19 protein-coding genes and 1 tRNA gene are annotated in these 17,396 nt (G+C 62.1%); 4 read left to right on the forward strand and 16 right to left on the reverse strand.

From position 1 onward, the window contains the following. Positions 1–64: 64 nt before the first annotated feature. The 9 genes from nuoF to tpiA all read right to left on the reverse strand — a co-directional run bounded on the left by nuoF (position 65) and on the right by tpiA (position 6,532). Positions 65–1,354: an NADH-quinone oxidoreductase subunit NuoF gene (gene nuoF, locus CCR96_RS17005; RefSeq protein ID WP_201221445.1), complete on the reverse strand. Its 1,290-nt coding sequence runs from the start codon at positions 1,352–1,354 to the stop codon at positions 65–67. A gap of 13 nt (positions 1,355–1,367) precedes the next feature. Further along, positions 1,368–1,895 carry an NADH-quinone oxidoreductase subunit NuoE gene (gene nuoE / locus CCR96_RS17010; RefSeq protein ID WP_201221447.1) on the reverse strand — a complete coding sequence of 176 codons (528 nt, stop codon included), beginning with the start codon at positions 1,893–1,895 and terminating at the stop codon, positions 1,368–1,370. Further along, positions 1,895–3,154 carry an NADH-quinone oxidoreductase subunit D gene (locus CCR96_RS17015; RefSeq protein ID WP_201221449.1) on the reverse strand — a complete coding sequence of 420 codons (1,260 nt, stop codon included), beginning with the start codon at positions 3,152–3,154 and terminating at the stop codon, positions 1,895–1,897. Before CCR96_RS17015 ends, nuoE begins: the two co-directional genes overlap by 1 nt. Continuing rightward, a complete protein-coding gene (locus tag CCR96_RS17020) occupies positions 3,147–3,878 on the reverse strand; it encodes an NADH-quinone oxidoreductase subunit C (protein WP_201221451.1) in 732 nt (243 codons plus the stop codon). Before CCR96_RS17020 ends, CCR96_RS17015 begins: the two co-directional genes overlap by 8 nt. Positions 3,879–3,913: 35 nt before the next feature. Continuing rightward, a complete protein-coding gene (locus tag CCR96_RS17025; RefSeq protein ID WP_200247712.1) occupies positions 3,914–4,390 on the reverse strand; it encodes a NuoB/complex I 20 kDa subunit family protein in 477 nt (158 codons plus the stop codon). Between the two features lie 56 nt (positions 4,391–4,446). Further along, the gene (locus CCR96_RS17030; protein WP_201221453.1) at positions 4,447–4,803 is read right to left on the reverse strand and encodes an NADH-quinone oxidoreductase subunit A; all 357 of its coding nucleotides are present in this window, start codon (positions 4,801–4,803) and stop codon (positions 4,447–4,449) included. A 176-nt stretch (positions 4,804–4,979) separates the two neighbouring features. After that, positions 4,980–5,064 (reverse strand) — tRNA-Leu (locus CCR96_RS17035). Between the two features lie 154 nt (positions 5,065–5,218). Continuing rightward, positions 5,219–5,719, reverse strand: coding sequence for a preprotein translocase subunit SecG (gene secG / locus CCR96_RS17040; protein ID WP_201221454.1), 501 nt, complete (start codon positions 5,717–5,719; stop codon positions 5,219–5,221). Between the two features lie 51 nt (positions 5,720–5,770). Beyond that, positions 5,771–6,532, reverse strand: a complete 762-nt coding sequence (gene tpiA / locus CCR96_RS17045; protein WP_201221456.1) for a triose-phosphate isomerase — start codon at positions 6,530–6,532, stop codon at positions 5,771–5,773. Between the two features lie 113 nt (positions 6,533–6,645). On the opposite strand from tpiA, the gene smpB reads away from it, so the two are divergent. Continuing rightward, positions 6,646–7,125 (forward strand): SsrA-binding protein SmpB, encoded by a 480-nt coding sequence (gene smpB, locus CCR96_RS17050; RefSeq protein WP_201221458.1) that lies wholly within the window; start codon positions 6,646–6,648, stop codon positions 7,123–7,125. 142 nt (positions 7,126–7,267) lie between these two features. Here the strand turns inward: smpB and CCR96_RS17055 are convergent, their stop codons facing one another. From CCR96_RS17055 to CCR96_RS17085, 7 genes are all read right to left on the reverse strand, one after another. Next, positions 7,268–7,705, reverse strand: a complete 438-nt coding sequence (locus CCR96_RS17055; protein WP_201221460.1) for a CoA-binding protein — start codon at positions 7,703–7,705, stop codon at positions 7,268–7,270. A 196-nt stretch (positions 7,706–7,901) separates the two neighbouring features. After that, the gene (gene ggt / locus CCR96_RS17060) at positions 7,902–9,518 is read right to left on the reverse strand and encodes a gamma-glutamyltransferase (protein WP_242519178.1); all 1,617 of its coding nucleotides are present in this window, start codon (positions 9,516–9,518) and stop codon (positions 7,902–7,904) included. Between the two features lie 211 nt (positions 9,519–9,729). Continuing rightward, positions 9,730–9,984 carry a YfhL family 4Fe-4S dicluster ferredoxin gene (locus tag CCR96_RS17065; RefSeq protein WP_201221462.1) on the reverse strand — a complete coding sequence of 85 codons (255 nt, stop codon included), beginning with the start codon at positions 9,982–9,984 and terminating at the stop codon, positions 9,730–9,732. Between the two features lie 163 nt (positions 9,985–10,147). Beyond that, positions 10,148–10,624, reverse strand: coding sequence for a pantetheine-phosphate adenylyltransferase (gene coaD / locus CCR96_RS17070; protein WP_201221464.1), 477 nt, complete (start codon positions 10,622–10,624; stop codon positions 10,148–10,150). A gap of 123 nt (positions 10,625–10,747) precedes the next feature. Next, the gene (gene rsmD, locus CCR96_RS17075; protein WP_201221466.1) at positions 10,748–11,347 is read right to left on the reverse strand and encodes a 16S rRNA (guanine(966)-N(2))-methyltransferase RsmD; all 600 of its coding nucleotides are present in this window, start codon (positions 11,345–11,347) and stop codon (positions 10,748–10,750) included. Next, on the reverse strand, positions 11,347–12,840 hold the full coding sequence (locus tag CCR96_RS17080; protein WP_201221468.1) for a M16 family metallopeptidase: 1,494 nt from the start codon (positions 12,838–12,840) through the stop codon (positions 11,347–11,349). The genes rsmD and CCR96_RS17080 overlap by 1 nt, the downstream gene beginning before the upstream one ends. Then, the gene (locus CCR96_RS17085; protein WP_201221809.1) at positions 12,830–14,278 is read right to left on the reverse strand and encodes an insulinase family protein; all 1,449 of its coding nucleotides are present in this window, start codon (positions 14,276–14,278) and stop codon (positions 12,830–12,832) included. The genes CCR96_RS17080 and CCR96_RS17085 overlap by 11 nt, the downstream gene beginning before the upstream one ends. A 165-nt stretch (positions 14,279–14,443) precedes the next feature. Here CCR96_RS17085 and ftsY point away from each other — a divergent pair, with 165 nt between their 5' ends. Genes ftsY through ftsX form a run of 3 tightly spaced genes read left to right on the forward strand, consistent with a single transcriptional unit; the run spans position 14,444 to position 17,250 of the window. After that, entirely contained in the window at positions 14,444–15,601 is a 1,158-nt protein-coding gene (gene ftsY / locus CCR96_RS17090; RefSeq protein WP_201221470.1) for a signal recognition particle-docking protein FtsY, read from the forward strand. Continuing rightward, positions 15,598–16,266, forward strand: coding sequence for a cell division ATP-binding protein FtsE (ftsE, locus tag CCR96_RS17095; RefSeq protein WP_201221472.1), 669 nt, complete (start codon positions 15,598–15,600; stop codon positions 16,264–16,266). Before ftsY ends, ftsE begins: the two co-directional genes overlap by 4 nt. Beyond that, positions 16,267–17,250: a permease-like cell division protein FtsX gene (gene ftsX / locus CCR96_RS17100; protein WP_201221474.1), complete on the forward strand. Its 984-nt coding sequence runs from the start codon at positions 16,267–16,269 to the stop codon at positions 17,248–17,250. It abuts the gene before it with no gap. The last annotated feature ends 146 nt before the right edge of the window (positions 17,251–17,396 follow it).

The raw sequence follows: 17,396 nt of genomic DNA on the forward strand, positions 1-17,396 counted from the left end.
CCTGCTGAGGTTGCGCCGCAGCGTCATAGGGATTGCGCGAGAACGTCGAGCCGAGGCACGACGCTCAGGCCGCCTCGACCAGCGAACGGCCGTGCTCGATCAGATGCTCGAACTCGGACCGGTAATGCTTGAGGAAGCTCTGCACCGGCATCGCCGCCGCATCGCCGAGCGCGCAGATGGTGCGCCCACCAATCCGTCCGGCCACATTATCGAGCAGATCCAGATCCTGCGGCCGCCCGTTGCCGGCGAGAATACGATCGAGCACCCGCGCCAGCCAACCCGTCCCTTCGCGGCAGGGCGTGCACTGGCCACAGGACTCATGCGCGTAGAAGTGAGCCAGATTCGCCAGCACCTTCACCATGCAGGTGCCCTCGGCGATGATGATCACCGCACCAGAGCCGAGCATCGAACCGGCCTTGGCGATGGAGTCATAGTCCATATCAGTGCGCATCATCACATCGCCCGGAACCACGGGAACCGATGAGCCACCGGGAATCACCGCCTTCAGCGCCCGACCACCGCTCACCCCACCGGCCATCTCGAGCACGTCCTTAAACGGGGTGCCGAGCGGGATCTCGAGGTTGCACGGGCGCTCGACCTGACCGGTCACCGAAAACAGCTTAGGTCCGCCATTGTTGGGCTTGCCCTGCTCCAAAAACCATTTGCCGCTCTTCTCCAGGATCACGGGCACCGAGGCCAGGGTCTCGGTATTGTTGATCGTGGTCGGCATGCCATAGAGCCCAGCCTGGGCCGGGAACGGTGGCTTGAAGCGCGGCTGACCCTTCTTACCTTCGAGCGATTCGAGCAGCGCCGTCTCCTCACCACAGATGTAGGCGCCGGCGCCGAGATGCGTGTAGAGATCGAAATCGATGCCCGAGCCGAATAGGTTCTTGCCGATCAGCCCGGCTGCGTAAGCCTCTTCGAGCGCACCATCGAAGCGTGCCGTCGGCTCGTAGAACTCGCCGCGAATGTAGTTGTAACCAACTGTTGCGCCGATGCAATAACCGGCGATCGCCATCCCCTCAATCAACTGATGGGGGTTGTAGCGCATGATGTCGCGGTCCTTGCAGGTCCCCGGCTCGCCCTCATCGGAGTTGCAGACGATGTACTTCTGACCCGGCTTGGTGCGCGGCATGAAGCTCCACTTCAGCCCGGTTGGAAAACCGGCGCCACCACGACCACGTAGGGCCGAGGTCTTGAGTTCATCGATGAGCTGGTCTGGATCCGGCTTCTCGCGCAGGATGCGCTCCCATTGCACATAGCCGCCGACGCTGCGATAGCTCTCGAGGGTATGGCGCACCTTTGCGTCAAGATGCAGGGTGCGGAAGCAAACGGTATTCTGGTTCTCTGCCATAGGTCGCACGCGCTCAGTCGAGGTCGTCGATGATCTTGTCGATGGCCTCCGGGGTGACGCACTCGTGGTAGGCCTTGTCGACCATCACCGCAGGTGCGTGCCGGCAGGCACCGAGGCATTCGAACTCCTTGAACGTGAGTTTGCCGTCAGCGGTGGTGCCGCCGGGCGCTACGTTGTATTTTTTCTCGATGTGGTGCATCAGCTCCTCGGCACCACCGAGCATGCAGGAGACGCTGTTGCAGACGCAGACCTTGTGCCGACCGACCGGCTCGAGATCGTACATCGCATAGAAGGTCGCGACCTCATAGACCGCCGTCTCGGGCATGTCCAGATAGGCAGCCACCTGATCCATCAACTCGCGGCTCAGCCAGCCGCCGTTATGGTCCTGCACCAGCGTCAGCGCCGGCATGACCGCCGATTGTTTCCATTCCGGCGGATACTTGGCGACATGCTTGTCGATCTCGGCGCGCAGCTCGGGCGTGAGCAGCGTCTCCTTGTCGACATCATGGATGACCGCCAGCGGTGTATTGCGAAAACTCATCAGCGGTCAATCTCCCCAAACACGATATCCATGGTGCCGATGATGGCGACCACATCGGCGAGCATGTGGCCCTTGGCCATCTCGTCCATCGCCGCGAGATGCGGGAAGCCGGGCGCCCGGACCTTCAACCGATACGGCTTGTTGGCGCCATCGGAGACGATGTAACAGCCGAACTCGCCCTTGGGTGCCTCAACCGCGGCGTAGACCTGACCCGGCGGTGGGCAGTAGCCCTCGGTGAAGAGCTTAAAGTGGTGGATCAGCGCTTCCATGTCGTCCTTCATACCGACCCGAGTCGGTGGCACCACCTTGTGGTCATCGACCATCACCGGACCGGGATTGGCGCGCAGCCAATCGATGCACTGCTTGATGATACGGTTCGACTGGCGCATCTCCTCGACGCGGACCAGGTAGCGGTCATAGCAATCGCCGTTCTGGCCCACTGGGATGTCAAAATCGACCTGATCATAGGCCGCATAGGGCTGCATCTTGCGCAGATCCCAGGCGACCCCGGAGCCGCGCAGCATCGGGCCGGTGAAGCCGAGATTCTTGGCGCGCTCGGCATCGACCACGCCAATGCCAACGGTGCGTTGTTTCCAGATGCGGTTGTCGGTAAGCAGGGTCTCGTACTCATCGACCAGCTTCGGGAAGCGTTCGCTGAAGTCCTCGATGAAATCGAGCAAGGAGCCACTACGCGGCTTATTGAGCTTGCGCATGGTGCGCTTACCGTGCCACTTGGAGCCTTCCTCAGCGAAGCGCGGCATCTGTTCGGGCAGATCGCGGTAGACCCCGCCCGGACGGTAGTAAGTCGCATGCAAGCGCGCACCCGAGACCGCCTCATAACAGTCCATCAGGTCCTCGCGCTCGCGGAAGCAATAGAGGAAGACGCTCATCGCGCCGACATCCAGCGCATGCGCCCCGAGCCACATCAGGTGGTTGAGGATGCGGGTGATCTCATCGAACAGGGTGCGGATGTACTGCGCGCGGATCGGCGCCTCGATGCCGAGCAACTTCTCGATCGCGCGGACGTAGCCATGCTCGTTGCACATCATCGAGACATAGTCGAGCCGATCCATGTAGCCGATCGACTGGTTGTACGGCTTCGACTCGGCGAGCTTTTCGGTCGCGCGGTGCAGCAGACCAATATGCGGATCGGCGCGGTCGATGACCTCGCCGTCCATCTCCAGTACCAGACGCAACACCCCGTGCGCGGCCGGATGCTGGGGTCCGAAGTTCAGCGTGTAGTTACGAATCTCAGGCATTGGCTGAGTCCTTGGCACCGGTTACGGCCGGATGCTCGTCACCGAGGTAGCGGCTGTCGTCGCGGATGACCTTGGGCACCAGTATCCGCGGCTCGATCTCGACTGGCTCGTAGACCACGCGCGCCTGCTCGGGATCGTAGCGCATCGCCACATGACCGCTGAGCGGGAAGTCTTTGCGGAACGGATGGCCGACGAAACCGTAGTCGGTCAAGATGCGGCGCAGGTCGGGATGGCCATCGAAGAGGATGCCGAAAAGGTCGAAGGCCTCGCGCTCGAACCAGTCGGCAGCGGACCAGACCGACACGACGGACGGCACCAGTGGCTGAGCCTCACCTGTGCGCACAACTAGTCGTAGCCGCCAGTTATGCGCCAACGACAGCAGGTGGTAAACCACAGCGAAGCGCTCTGGATGATCGATCTCGAGCTCAAGGTCACGATCAACGCCGCGACCGAAGCCGAAGTGCGATGCCTCGGTGGTCGCCCACTCCGAAAGGCCATAGGCGGCATAGTCGACCGCGCAGAGGTCGATCAACTGCTCAAAGCCAAAGTCACTGTGGTCGCGCAGTCGGGTAGCGGCTTCGATCAGCGCTGCTGCGGGCAGTTTGAGTGTCAGCTCGCCACGGTCGGCGCTGAACTCGCCGCCAACCGCCGCAAAGTCCTCGTTCAGCCGCGTCGCCAGGGCGTCGAGACGCGAGTCGCCAGTGGTCATGGTCGGATCAGACATGAAATCTTGAGAGAAGTCTCGCCAGGCGTTGAGGTTCAGCGCGCAATCGTGTTGGTGCGACGAATCTTGTTTTGCAACTGCAGGATACCGTAGAGCAGCGCCTCCGCGGTTGGCGGACAGCCTGGCACGTAGACATCCACCGGCACAATGCGATCACATCCGCGCACAACAGAATACGAGTAGTGGTAATAGCCACCACCATTGGCACAAGACCCCATCGAGATCACCCAGCGTGGCTCGGCCATCTGGTCGTAGACCTTGCGCAAGGCGGGCGCCATCTTGTTGACCAAGGTGCCAGCAACGATCATGACGTCCGACTGACGTGGACTCGGGCGGAAGATGATACCGAACCGATCCAGGTCATAACGCGCTGCACCCGCATGCATCATTTCCACTGCACAGCAGGCAAGCCCAAAGGTCATGGGCCAGAGTGAACCAGTGCGTGCCCAGTTGATGAGCTTGTCGGCGGTCGTCGTGACCACGCCCTCTTCGAGAATGCCTTCGATGCCCATGACAGCCCCCTAAGTCAGCCGATCCAGTGTCGTGACAACATGACAGTTACGAGCGATTATTCCCAGTCGAGCGCACCCTTGCGCCACTCGTAGATGAAGCCGACGACGAGTACACCTAGGAACACAGACATAGCGACCAATCCAGCCGTTCCCAGTTCTTCAAGCACGACGGCCCAAGGAAACAGGAATGCGATCTCGAGATCGAACAAGATGAAGAGAATAGCAACCAGGTAGTAGCGCACGTCGAACTTCATGCGCGCACTCTCGAATGCCTCGAATCCGCACTCGTACGGGGCATCCTTCTCTGGGTCTGGTCGCCTCGGCCCGAGCATCATACCGAGGACGCGCGGTGCGAAGCCGATGAGAATCGCCACGACCAGGAAAATCAAAATATGAAGATAGTCTTCTAGCATCCGGCGGCGACTCCAAGAAGCAGGTCGTTTTGAGCAACGAAAAGCCGGTGTATGCTAGATCAAGCACCCTTTAATGTCAAGTATTAGACACAGGGCAATACGATGAGATTCAATAGCTTAGATGTGACCTAGAGAAACAAAAGGCGGCCCCACTCACGGGTACCGCCTGTCTATATTGGTGCCGACGGCCGGACTCGAACCGGCACGGCTTGCGCCACTGCCCCCTCAAGACAGCGTGTCTACCAATTCCACCACGTCGGCATGTTGAACAGTATTATTACAGGTTTTTCAGCTTAGCGGTGAGTTCATATTCCCGCCAAAGCTGTCGCTGGTCAGAGCATTTATACGCTCGATCAGCCTGTCGCCGCCATCTTCACTCGCTCTAGAACGCTCGCTCGGGTCTCGCTCGCAAGATTCACTCGCCCACAGGCGGCAGATCGCCACTTGAGGGCGGCTCTTCTGACGCGGGCGGCGCCGAGGCACCATCACTGGTTGCAGCTTGATCGACCGCTGGTAGCGGCAGATCACGCTCAGCAGCCGGTGAAATATCACTCGCGGGCATCTCAGGCACAGAGGGGAGATCTCCGCTCGTAGCCGAACCGGCCGCGGGAATATCCACCGCGTCCCCAGCTGGAGCGCTCGGCACGGATAGATCGATGCCTTCCATCAAGCCGCCTGGCTCACCGACTCGGGCAGCGAAGTAGGCAAGCGCGATACTGGTCACGAAGAACAGCGTTGCGATGATCGCGGTCGATCTCGACAAGAAGGAGCCGGAGCCCTGGGCACCAAAGACCGTCGACGAGGCGCCACTACCAAAGGCGGCACCGGCATCGGCACCCTTGCCGTGCTGGAGCAGCACGAGAGCAATCAGGCCGATTGCGAGAACCAGATGGAGGACGGTCAGTATCAGCTGCATTGGGTGTCTCGGTCTGCCGCGTGCTCTGATTAAGAGCACGCCAGCTGTCAGTTAGACGTTAGCGTCGCCGGCCTTACAGATCGCCAGGAAGTCGCCCGCCTTGAGCGCCGCACCGCCGATGAGACCGCCATCGATATCGGGCTGTGCCATCAACTCCTGAGCATTTCCGGGTTTCATGCTGCCGCCATACAGAATCCGCATACCGGCAGCCACCTCAGTGCTCTTCTTCGCAATCCGCGCTCGCAGGAAGGCATGCACCTCTTGCGCCTGTTCAGGAGTCGCCGTCACCCCGGTGCCGATCGCCCAGACCGGTTCGTAGGCGATCACACCCTTGGCTAGGGCATCAGCGCCAGCCGATTCGAGCACTGCGTCGAGATGACGGGCCACGACCTCTTCGGTCTTGCCCTGCTCACGCTCCTCAAGGGTCTCTCCGACACAGAGGATCGGCGTCAACCCGTGAGACACGACCACGGCATACTTGCGGGCAATGATCGCATCGGTCTCCGCGTTGAAGAGGCGGCGCTCCGAATGGCCAAGGATGGCGTAGGTGCAGCCAAAGTCCTGCAGCATCGCCGCCGAGACCTGACCAGTAAAAGCACCGGACTCTTCTCGCGAGCAGTCTTGCGAGCCGTAGCGGATCGCGCTGCCTTTGAGCATGTCCTCGGCCAAGTACAGGTAGGGGAACGGCGGACAGACGGCGACCTCGGAGGCCGTGACCTCGCCGACGCCGGCCTTGATGCCGTTCAACAGCTCGACCGTTTCGGCCTTACTGCCATTCATCTTCCAGTTACCCGCGATCAGGGGCTGACGCATGACTGTCTCCCGAAGAAATGAGCCGATCATCTTAGCGACCTACATCCACTCATGCAAGCCAGCACGTGAGAAAGATGCTTCCGTCCCGTTCGCCGGTGGCTTAGACTGTCGCTATGGCAAAAGGCAAAAAGAAACCCGGCACCCCCAGCAGCACCATTGCGCTGAACAAGAAGGCCAAGCACGAGTACCACATCGAGCAACGCCTCGAGGCTGGTCTCGTCCTCGAAGGCTGGGAGGTCAAGAGCATGCGTGCCGGGCGCGTCCAGCTCAAAGAGGCCTACGTTAAGATCCTGCATGGTGAGGGTTTTTTGATCGGCTGCCATCTCTCGCCGCTCCCCTCCGCCTCCACGCACGTCGACCCTGATCCAACACGGACCCGCAAACTCTTGCTCAAGCGCACCGAACTCAGCCGCCTGATCGGCCAGACCGAGCGCGCCGGCTACACCCTGGTCCCGCTGGCCATGTACTGGCAGCGCGGTCGCGCCAAGCTTGAGATCGGACTCGCCAAAGGCAAGAAGCTCCACGACAAGCGTGCCGATGAGAAGGACCGCGACTGGCAGCGCGAGAAGGAGCGGATCTTCAAACGGCACTAGCCCAAACGTCTCAGTGACTGCCCAGAAATTGCTTCCCGGTTTTGCAGCAACCGGTCGCAGCAGCTTCGGGAAGCAAAAGATGGACACTTCCTAAGCATCCACATCCTAAGCGTCCCCTTGCTAAGCGTCCCCTTGCTAAGCGTCAGTATTTACCCAGCAGCTTCATGATCGCCTGATGAATGCTGTGATACGACAGACCTGGCTTCAGATACATCACCGCGCAGGTACCCGTGCGCAGATTGATCCCCTTCTCGGCCGCCAGCGCCACCGCCTCCGGTGTCTCATGCGCCATGTGGACCCAGACATCTGAGACGCCAATCTCGGCCGCACGCGCGACCCAATCGCGCGTCTCTTGCTTCGGCACCTCGATGATCACCGCCTCGGGCGTCTGCGGCAGTGCATCCAACGACGCATAAGCCTGATCGCCGTCGATGCGCTCGGCACTCACATCGACCGGATATACCGTCTTACCAAGACGCTTTAATCCCTTGTAGCTCAGGATCGGAAACGGCTTAGACGCACTGTGGCCGATCACCGCAAAGCGTTCGGCATTGAAGAAGGTTTCGTAGTTCGACGGCACGGGAAGCATCCTCAGTCGGTGTGAGACGAATGCTGCAAACAATACCTAAGTCACCAGAAAGCGGCCCGGGGATTCATCAACCAGGGATTCATCAACCGCCTTGTTTGACACCAAGCCAATCGCCTTTCGCCCCTCGATGAAGCCGACGCCACCAAACCATGTCGTAAGACCGGTTCGACAGCCTCAGACAACAGGCTTATGGCGCTCCCGCACTAGACGGCCGCACGCGAACCGCGGCCTTGCCGATGCCACGCGGATCGCTTGCCGCCTCAACCCGGCCGCCAGCACGATCCCAGACAACGAGCTGCATGTTGCCGAAATCGTTGGCTGCGGGCCGCAAGCGATGCCCCCTGTCGACCAGCTCACGTTGCGTCGCCGCCTGGAGCGCATCGGCCTCGAACAGGATCTCATCCGGTAGGTATTGATGATGGAATCGCGGCGCCGCTACCCAGTCCTGCGGATCACCGCCTTCGATCGCGGCGAGGATGCCGTGCAACACCATGGTGATGATGCGGCTCCCTCCCGGCGTACCCAGGATCACTACCGCCTCATCAGAGGTGGCAAAGGTCGGACTCATACTCGACAGCATACGCTTCCCAGGCGCGATCGCGTTGGCCTCTCCGCCAACCAGGCCATAGGCATTGGGCACTCCGGGCTGGGCCGAGAAGTCGTCCATCTCGTCGTTCAGCAAGACACCAGTCGCGGGCGGCACAAAGCCAGAGCCAAACGGATAATTGATGCTGAGGGTCGCCGAAACCCGATTGCCCTCAGCATCAAGGACCGAGAAATGGGTGGTATCCGGACCTTCGGACTCAGTGGCCAATGGCAGGCTCGGACTCGCCTGTGTCGGATCGATCCCACGAGCCAGACCAGCGGCATAGAAAGGATGCGTCAGCCGCTCGACCGGCACCTCGACCTGATCCGGGTCACCAAGATAGAGCGCGCGATCCCGATAGGCGCGGCGCATCACCTCGACCAGGCGATGCACCCGATCGGCATCGCTCGACGCAGGCCCGAGCCGCGCCTCCAGCGCCTCGAGCATGCCCAGCATCTGCACCAGCGCAACACCGCCTGACGAAGGTGGCGCGGCGCTGACGATTTCCCAGTCCTGATAGCGCCCGACGATCGGAGCGCGCTCGATCACCTGATAACTGGACAGATCGTCCAAGGTCCAGATGCCGCCAGCGGCGCGGACGCCATCAACCAACGCCTTCGCGATCGGGCCTGCGTAGAAACCGGCACGCCCCTGAGCCGCAATCGCCTCGAGCACCAGCGCCAGGTCGGGCTGGCGGATGATGGTGCCGAGTTCGGGCACCTCACCATCATCGAGAAACTGTGCCGCCGCAGCTGGCGAGGCGCGCAGCACCTGCAACCGCCAAGCGGCCATGCGGCGATAGATCTCATCGACCGGGAAGCCTTCGCGCGCGAGACGAATCGCCGGCGCCAAGCTCTTGGCCAGTGGAAGCCTGCCGTAATGCTCAGCGATATGGACCAGTGCCGCCGGCTCACCAGGGATACCCGCCGCCAAGGGCCCATTCAGCGAAGCACCCACAATCAGCTCACCAGACGCATCCAGGTAGAGGTCACGATGAGCTGCCAAGGGCGCACGCTCGCGTCCATCGATCATCAGGTCCCGGCCGTTACCCGCTTGGTGCAGCAGCCAGAAACCGCCGCCGCCGATGCCAGAGCTGTAAGGCTCAACCACGGCGAGAACCGCACTCACCGCGACCGCTGCATCAAAGGCATTGCCGCCCGCTGCCATGATCGCAATACCAGCATCCGTGGCTGCCGGATGCGCTGCGGCAACCGCCATCGCCGGCGGATGTGGCGATAGATGTGGCGATAACTGGGTTAGCGATACCTGGGTATCGAACGACACGCCGTCCGCAGCGAGCCCATCGACCATCCCCGAGACAGGAGTCAACAGACTGGCAAACAGCAGCATCAACAGCCGAAGCCGCCGAGGCATCCGCAAAAAAAGGCCCCCAAAGGGGGCCGCGAGAGACCGAGTCATCGGGCCAGGATCAGCTGGCCTCACCGGTGATACGCTCGTATTTGGCGCGCAGTTCTTCTTCGGTCTCTTTGTGGTCGGGATCGACGATGATGCAATCAACCGGACACACCTCGACGCATTGCGAGGTCTCGTAATGACCAACACACTCGGTACAAAGGTCGGGCTCGATCACGTAGATCTCGTCACCTTGCGAGATAGCGCCGTTCGGGCACTCGGGCTCGCAGACATCGCAGTTGATGCATTCGTCAGTGATGATAAGCGCCATAGTTCTACTCCTGCGCGTGCAGATATTTCGGAACGGGAAGGTGAAACCGGGAAACCCCGTTGTGGTTGGCAAACGCCTTGATCGCCCTCGCTCAGGTCAACAGCATGAACATCGTCGAGACTATCAGCGTCCACTCGCCGGCGACATTGGGATGGCGCAAAGTTTATCCAAACCGCTGCCGCAATGCAGCATGCACGCTCGGTGCAACGAATGCCGAAACGTCACCACCCAAGCGAGCGATCTGCTTGACCAGCGACGACGAGATATAGGCATATTGTTCGGCGGGGGTCAGAAACAGGGTCTCGATATCCGGCGCCATGCGTCGGTTCATCCCCGCGAGCTGAAACTCGTACTCGAAGTCAGACACCGCACGCAACCCGCGCATGATGACATGAACCTGCGCGGAATGGGCAAAGTCGACCAGCAGGCCTGAGAAGGGCACGACCTCGACGTTACTCATCCGCTCACACACCGATCGCGCGAGTTCGACCCGCTCATCCGCTGAGAAGGTCGGATCCTTTGCACTATCCCGCGCCACCGCGACCACCACCCGATCGAAAAGCCGAGAGGCACGATCGATCAGATCGCTGTGACCGTTGGTGATGGGGTCAAACGATCCCGGATAGACGACAGTTCGCAAGCCACAGGCCCCTACTCGAGGTTTCCACTGGAGCGGAGGATAGCAGAATACGCCCCAGCCAATCCGTCCTGATGCGTGAGCGAGTCAGTGCGTGAGTGTGTGAGTGATTCAGTCGTCAGTCACTCAGGGCGCAGCGCCAACCTCTGCCAACGCATAGCGCACCTGCCCAGCGTGTTTGTCACGCAACCAACGCCAATCCGCGGGTAGATCAGGCAATGGCCTGGCCTGATCGGTCTCGATATAGACCAAGGCACCCATAGCCAGCCAGCCGTCTTGCGCCAGCTGTCGCAGGGTCGGCGCCAAGAGATCAGCGGCAAAGGGAGGATCCAAAAAGCAGACATCGAACGCCACCGGCGACGATGTCGCCAGCCATTCCAGGGCATCAGCACAGTAGACCGTCAACTGGCGGGCACCCAGCTCCTCGGCGTTGGCCTGCAGCCTGCGCGCCACCGCTGGACTGCGCTCGAGCTGAACGACCGCCGTAGCACCCCGCGACGCCGCCTCTAGACCCAGCGCGCCGCTGCCTGCAAAGCAATCCAGACAACGACTGCCTTCGATGATTGGCGCCAGCCAGTTGAAGAGGGTTTCGCGCACCCGGTCCATGGTCGGGCGTAGCCCTGGCTGTGCAGCAACGGGGAGCCGACGCCCGCGCCAGCAGCCGCCGATGATGCGCAGTCGCCCCGGCTCAGCCCTGGCTCGCTCAGCCCCGGCTCTGCGCGGCATCAGCCCTGGCCACCCGCGGCACCTGGCTTATCGCTCGGCGTCGTATTGAGCCTTGGGCTCGCGCCCATCTCCGCACTGGATTCGGCGCCTGGGGCTGGAGCAGGTATCGCACTCAGAGGCTGTTCCACATCTCCAGTCGCGGGCGCTGACGCAGGCAGGGGGACAGCGGCCCCAACGGCTACCTGTGCGAGCCGCAACGGATCGACCCGGCGCTGGAAGGCGTCACGGATCTGCTCGGTGGTCAACGCCCGAATGCGATCGGGGAAGACCTCGAGGTAATCGAGCGGCAGATCATAGAACCCAATCACCGCCAGATAGCTGACGATCTTGCTGTTGCCAGCGATGCGGAGCGGAAAGCCGCCGGTGATGTTTTTCACCGCAGCCTCGAGCTGCTGATCGGTCGGCCCCTGCTCAATAAATCGCTTCAGGGTATCCAACAGCACCTCCTGTGCCGCCTCAGCCTGAGCGTTTTGGGTCTGCAGCCCCATCATCAGTGGCCCCTTGCGCGCGAGGGGCAAGAAGTAGCTATAAACGCTGTAGGAAAGCCCGCGCTTCTCGCGTACCTCCTCCATCAACAGCGAGACCAGGCCGCTGCCGCCAAGGATGTGATTGCCGAGATACAGCGCGAAGTAGTCCGGATCGCCGCGGTGCATCCCTGGCTGGCCAAGGTAGAGATGGGTCTGACTCGATGGGAATTCGATCTGCTGAACGCTGGACTCCACCAGCTCCGGCACAGCGGGCAAGGGCGCTGGTGGCCCCGCGCTAGGCAGCTCGCCCGAGATACGCGCGGCGAGGCTCTCAGCCTGAGCTCGGTCAAGCGCTCCGACAATCGCAATGGTCGCGTTCCCCGCGCCGTAAAAGCGGCCATGAAAGGCCCGCAGATCGTCCGTTGTCAGTGCAGCGACAGCCTCAGGTGTGCCACTGGGGTCGGTCGCATACGGATGATCACCAAAGATTGCCCGATAGACTGCCTTGCGTCCAACATCTCCCGGGTCCTGTTCAGCCAGACGCAGTGCTGTCAGTCGGTTCTGCCGCACGCGCTCGAACTCGCCTGGATCGAAGGTCGGCGCGTTCAAGATCCGAATCAGGGTGTCCACTGCGATCTCGAGCGCATCCGCATCGCTCAGCGAGCGCAAGCTCGCAGAGCTGGTATCGCGGTCGGTACCCGTACTGAGTTTCGCGCCAACCGCCTCAACGCGCTCCGCAATGGCGTCCGCATCGAGCCCGCCAGCACCTTCGGTCAGCATGGCCGAGGTCAGCGACGCAAGACCAGGCTTGGAGCCATCGCGCGCACTTCCGGCATCGAACACCACCTGAATGTCGACCATCGGCAGCTCGTCAGTGGCAACGAACAGCACCTTGGCACCCGTCGGCGTCTCCCAGGTCTGGATCTGCGGCACCGCCTGAGCCACCTGCGCCCAAAGCACGCCGAGCCCGATCAGCGCAAGCAGTGGGCGGCAAGAAACGCACTTCCAAATAGGCTTAGTGAACATGGCGAGCGCCTCCGGTCATGGTCGTTGCCGGCGGCGCATCTGCCGCTTCCATCGCTTGTGGCTGCAACAGCGCAACGGTCCGGTTCTCTTGAGTCAAATAGCGCTGAGCAACACGCTGAATCTGTTCCGGGGTCACCGCCGACAGCTGCTCAACGGTCTCGTCGACCAGCTCCCAGCCGAGCCCGACGGTCTCCAGCTGCCCGAGCAGCATTGCCTGATAGAACACGCTATCGCGTTCGTAGACCTTACCGGCAATCAGCTGACTGCGGATGCGCGCCAGCTCCTGATCGGTCACAAGCTCGGACTTGAGTCGCTCCAGCTGGACTAGGATCGCCTCCTCGAGCGCCGCGACCGAAACGCCTTTAGCCGGTGTGCCATCGATGAGCAGCATGCCCGAGAGCCGGTTGAAGGCATTGTAGCTCGCACCGACTGAAGCAGCGACCCGGTCGCCTCGAACCAGGTCGCGACTGAAGCGAGAGCTTGCACCCGCATCCAACACCGACACCAGCATCTCGAGCGCATAAGGCTCCCAGCCCTGCTCGGCATCAGCGAGGGCAGGCGTCTTCCAACCCATCAATAGGTAAGGCTCCTTCGCGGGAGCCGCGACCGAAAGCCGCTTCTCACCGCGCTGCACGGGCTCCGCACGCGGACGCGGTTGTAGGGCCGGTCCCGACTCCAGCGGCCCGAAATGCTGCTCGGCAAGCGCGAACACCTCGGTTGGATCGACGTCGCCGACGACCACCAGGGTTGCGTTATTCGGCGCATACCACATCTGGTACCAATCCCGCAGGGTCTCGACGTTCATCACATCGAGATCGCTCTGCCAGCCAATGATCGGGTTGCGATATGGCGATGCGGCATAGGCGGTGGCGTTGAATTGCTCGAAGGCGAGCGCTTCTGGATCATCATCGGTGCGCAGCCGACGTTCCTCCTTGACCACCTCGATCTCTTTCGCGAACTCATCAGCCGGCAAGGCGAGGTTGCGCATGCGGTCGGCCTCGAGTTCAAACGCGACCTCGAGTCGGTCTGCAGCCAGGGTCTGGAAGTAGGCGGTATAGTCGCGACCCGTGAAGGCGTTCTCATCGCCGCCATGCTCGGCGATGATGCGCGAGAATTGTCCGGGCGCGAGCCGCTCAGTGCCCTTGAACATCATGTGCTCTAGCGCATGCGAGACGCCCGTGACACCACCATGCTCATAGCTCGAGCCCACCTTGTACCACACCTGCGAGGTCACGATTGGCGCGCGATCGTCGCGCTTGACTAGCACCTTTAGGCCGTTGTCGAGCACGCGTTCGTGCACCTTAGGGCCGTTAGCAAAGGAACCGTTAGATAAGGCGCCGTTACCGGCAATAGCGCTGCCAGCCTCAGCCGCAAACAGCGGCTGGACGGCGAGCGCCGCCAGCACTGAGACGAGAGCAGTGGCGAAGAGCGGTTTCATCATTAGCATCATCCGTAGAGTCATCCGTCGAATCAGCGTAGCCTGGGCGGGAAGTTGGCGACGCCCGCGCGTTGTTACAATGCGGCGGCTCGACAGCCTCGCTCCACGCTCGCGCTGCCAGCTGCCAGCGCCATACGTTCCAGCCAAGAAGTCGTTACAGAACCCATGTTCGGATTCGGAAAGAAGAAACAGCGCCAAACAGAGGCCCAAGCCGCCGCAAAGCTCGCTGGCGATCAGCTTGAGCCCAGCACGCCACCCGCAACCGCCGAGGCGGTGCCTGAGCAGCAGCCAGGGGCCGTGCGTCAGCGTTCAGACGTCGACTTTGGCGGCGAGCCAGCTCAGGGTCGCCTCGGCGACGCTATCAGCCGCGCTGCGGCCAAGCGCGACGAAGACGCGACCCAAGAGCGACGGCTGTTCGCCGGTCTCAAGGCCGGACTCGCACGCACGCGAGCGGTCTTGAATGCCGATATCGGCGACCTGGTCGCGGGCCGAACCGAGATCGACGAGGATCTGCTCGAAGAGCTGGAAATGCTCTTGGTCGCAGCAGATGTCGGCGTGCCCACAACGCGCCGCATCATCGACGACCTCGCCTATCGCGTTAAACGGCGCGAGGCGCTTGAGCCCGATGCCTTTCTCGCCGCGCTGCGACGCGAGCTGGCCAGTATCCTGGTCAGCAGCCAGGCGCCGGTGCGGCAGCCGACAGCCGGGCGGCCGCAGGTGATCCTGATGGTCGGCGTCAATGGCGCCGGCAAGACCACCACCATTGGCAAGTTGGCGCGCCAACTCCAGGACGAAGGCAACAGCGTCATGCTCGCCGCCGGCGATACCTTCCGTGCCGCGGCGGTCGAGCAGCTCCAGAGCTGGGGCGAACGCAACCAGGTGCCCGTGATCGCTCAGCACACCGGCGCCGACCCCGCATCGGTGATCTTCGATGCGCTCCAAGCGGCGACATCGCGCGGTATCGATGTGCTGATCGCTGACACCGCCGGACGTCTGCATACCAAGTCGAATCTGATGGAGGAGCTGAAGAAGATTGCGCGAGTGATGAAGAAGATCGACCCCGAGGCACCGCACGAGGTGATGCTGGTGGTCGATGCAACAGCCGGGCAGAACGCCCTGCAGCAGGCGATGCAGTTCAATCAGACCTTACCGCTGACCGGGATCACCCTGACCAAGCTCGACGGCACGGCCAAGGGCGGCATCATCTTTGCCATCGCCGATCGCCTTAAGGTGCCGTTTCGCTTCATCGGCGTTGGCGAACAGGTCGAGGATCTTCGCCATTTCGACGCCGACAGCTTCCTGAACGCGCTGCTGAGTCCGTGATCCGCTTCGAGCACGTCTATAAACGCTATCCGGAGCGTGGCGAGGCCCTCAAAGACCTCAGCTTCGAGCTCGCCGCCGGCGAGATGGCGTTCCTAACCGGCCATTCGGGTGCGGGCAAGAGCACCCTGCTCAAACTGATTGGCCTCATAGAACGCCCAAGCCGTGGCCAGATCATAGTCGACGGCCGCTCGCTCGCCGACCTGCCGCGCCGGCGCATCCCTTTCCATCGCCGTCGAATTGGCATGATCTTTCAAGATCACCGGCTGCTGAATGATCGGAGCGTCTACGACAACGTCGCCCTGCCCTTGGCGATCACCGGCATGCCGAGCCGCGAGATCGGCCGCCGCGTGCGCGCGGCGCTCGATCAGGTCGGACTCCTCGCGTTCGAGCGCGCACATCCGATTGCGTTGTCCGGCGGCGAGCAGCAACGGGTCGGAATCGCGCGCGCCATCGTCGGCCGGCCACCGATCATCCTCGCCGACGAGCCAACCGGCAATCTCGACCCCGAGCTCGCCAGCGAGATCTACGACCTCTTCGAGCGCTTCCACGAGGTTGGCGTCACCTTGATGATCGCCACCCATGACCAAGAGCGGATCAGCCGCATGGCCTATCGCATCCTGCGCTTGCAGAAGGGCCGACTGATCGCCGATTCTGGGAACTGGTAAATGGCTCAACGTCGAACCCGATTCTCCAATAAGCGTTCAACGGGTACTGGCGTCTTGGACCGCCGCCGACTTTCGGCCTGGGGCGAGCAGCATCGCGAGATCGCCGTCACGACGCTGCGTCGGATGCTCCAACAACCACTGAGCACGCTCATGACCGTGGCTGCGGTCGCGATCGCCCTGGCATTGCCGGCCGCGCTCGTCGTCGCCCTTGACAATGTGAAGCGACTTGGCGGCGACTGGCAGCGCAGCGCTACCGTCTCGGTTTTTCTCGGGTCCGCGGTCGATGAGGCGCAGGCGGCGCAGCTGCGCCAGCGCCTAGCGCAACGCCCAGAGGTCGAGACAATCGAGCTGATCTCACGCGCTGAAGGACTCAGCGAATTTCGCGACTACAGCGGCCTCAGCAGCGCCTTGGATCAGCTCACCGAGAACCCGCTACCCGTCGTGCTCGAGCTCCAGTTGTACCCCGCAGCCCTGGAACCTGCTCAGCTCAAACCCTTCATTGCGCGCATCGAACAACTCCCCGAGGTCGACTTCCTCCGCGAGGACGCGCGTTGGGCGCAGCGTTTTCAGGCGATCCTCGCCCTGCTGCGAGCCGGCGTCAGCCTGCTCGCGCTACTGCTCGGGCTGGGCGTGCTGCTGGTCATCGGCAACAGCATCCGACTGGAGATCGAGAACCGCCGCGATGAGATTCGCATCATGGGTTTGGTCGGAGCCACCGCTCGCTTTGCCCGCCGACGATTTCTCTATATTGGCGCCTGGTACGGATTGTTCGGAGGCGCCCTCGCCGCTGTGCTGGTGACGCTGATGGTCTGGCTGCTAGCGACCCAAGCCGCGCCGCTCGAAGCGCTCTACCACAGAACCTTCGATATCCGTGGGTTAAGCCTCACCGGACTCGGTACGCTACTCCTCGGCAGTAGCCTGCTCGGCATCGCTGGCAGCTGGATCGCCGTTGGCCGACACCTGGATCTCTGCGACGACCGTTGAACACACAATTGAGCATACAGGCGCTCGGGCCGAGCTGGCGTTAACCTCCGCATCAACCCGAACATCAACGACACCTCAAGCAGCCCCAGCCTCGCATCGCCAAACCTCGCATCGCCAAGCCTGGTCTCGCTAGACATCCCCCGCCC

The organism is Halochromatium roseum, from assembly GCF_016653315.1.
Lineage (GTDB): Bacteria > Pseudomonadota > Gammaproteobacteria > Chromatiales > Chromatiaceae > Lamprobacter > Lamprobacter roseus.

Excerpts from the sequence above, each read along its gene's own strand:
- nuoF (WP_201221445.1), bottom strand. The coding sequence starts at position 1,354 with ATGGCAGAGAACCAGAATACCGTTTGCTTCCGCACCCTGCATCTTGAC.
- nuoE (WP_201221447.1), bottom strand. The coding sequence starts at position 1,895 with ATGAGTTTTCGCAATACACCGCTGGCGGTCATCCATGATGTCGACAAG.
- CCR96_RS17015 (WP_201221449.1), bottom strand. The coding sequence starts at position 3,154 with ATGCCTGAGATTCGTAACTACACGCTGAACTTCGGACCCCAGCATCCG.
- CCR96_RS17020 (WP_201221451.1), bottom strand. The coding sequence starts at position 3,878 with ATGTCTGATCCGACCATGACCACTGGCGACTCGCGTCTCGACGCCCTG.
- CCR96_RS17025 (WP_200247712.1), bottom strand. The coding sequence starts at position 4,390 with ATGGGCATCGAAGGCATTCTCGAAGAGGGCGTGGTCACGACGACCGCC.
- CCR96_RS17030 (WP_201221453.1), bottom strand. The coding sequence starts at position 4,803 with ATGCTAGAAGACTATCTTCATATTTTGATTTTCCTGGTCGTGGCGATT.
- secG (WP_201221454.1), bottom strand. The coding sequence starts at position 5,719 with ATGCAGCTGATACTGACCGTCCTCCATCTGGTTCTCGCAATCGGCCTG.
- tpiA (WP_201221456.1), bottom strand. The coding sequence starts at position 6,532 with ATGCGTCAGCCCCTGATCGCGGGTAACTGGAAGATGAATGGCAGTAAG.
- smpB (WP_201221458.1), top strand. The coding sequence starts at position 6,646 with ATGGCAAAAGGCAAAAAGAAACCCGGCACCCCCAGCAGCACCATTGCG.
- ggt (WP_242519178.1), bottom strand. The coding sequence starts at position 9,518 with ATGGCGGTTGCCGCAGCGCATCCGGCAGCCACGGATGCTGGTATTGCG.
- CCR96_RS17065 (WP_201221462.1), bottom strand. The coding sequence starts at position 9,984 with ATGGCGCTTATCATCACTGACGAATGCATCAACTGCGATGTCTGCGAG.
- rsmD (WP_201221466.1), bottom strand. The coding sequence starts at position 11,347 with ATGCCGCGCAGAGCCGGGGCTGAGCGAGCCAGGGCTGAGCCGGGGCGA.
- CCR96_RS17080 (WP_201221468.1), bottom strand. The coding sequence starts at position 12,840 with ATGTTCACTAAGCCTATTTGGAAGTGCGTTTCTTGCCGCCCACTGCTT.
- CCR96_RS17085 (WP_201221809.1), bottom strand. The coding sequence starts at position 14,278 with ATGAAACCGCTCTTCGCCACTGCTCTCGTCTCAGTGCTGGCGGCGCTC.
- ftsY (WP_201221470.1), top strand. The coding sequence starts at position 14,444 with ATGTTCGGATTCGGAAAGAAGAAACAGCGCCAAACAGAGGCCCAAGCC.
- ftsX (WP_201221474.1), top strand. The coding sequence starts at position 16,267 with ATGGCTCAACGTCGAACCCGATTCTCCAATAAGCGTTCAACGGGTACT.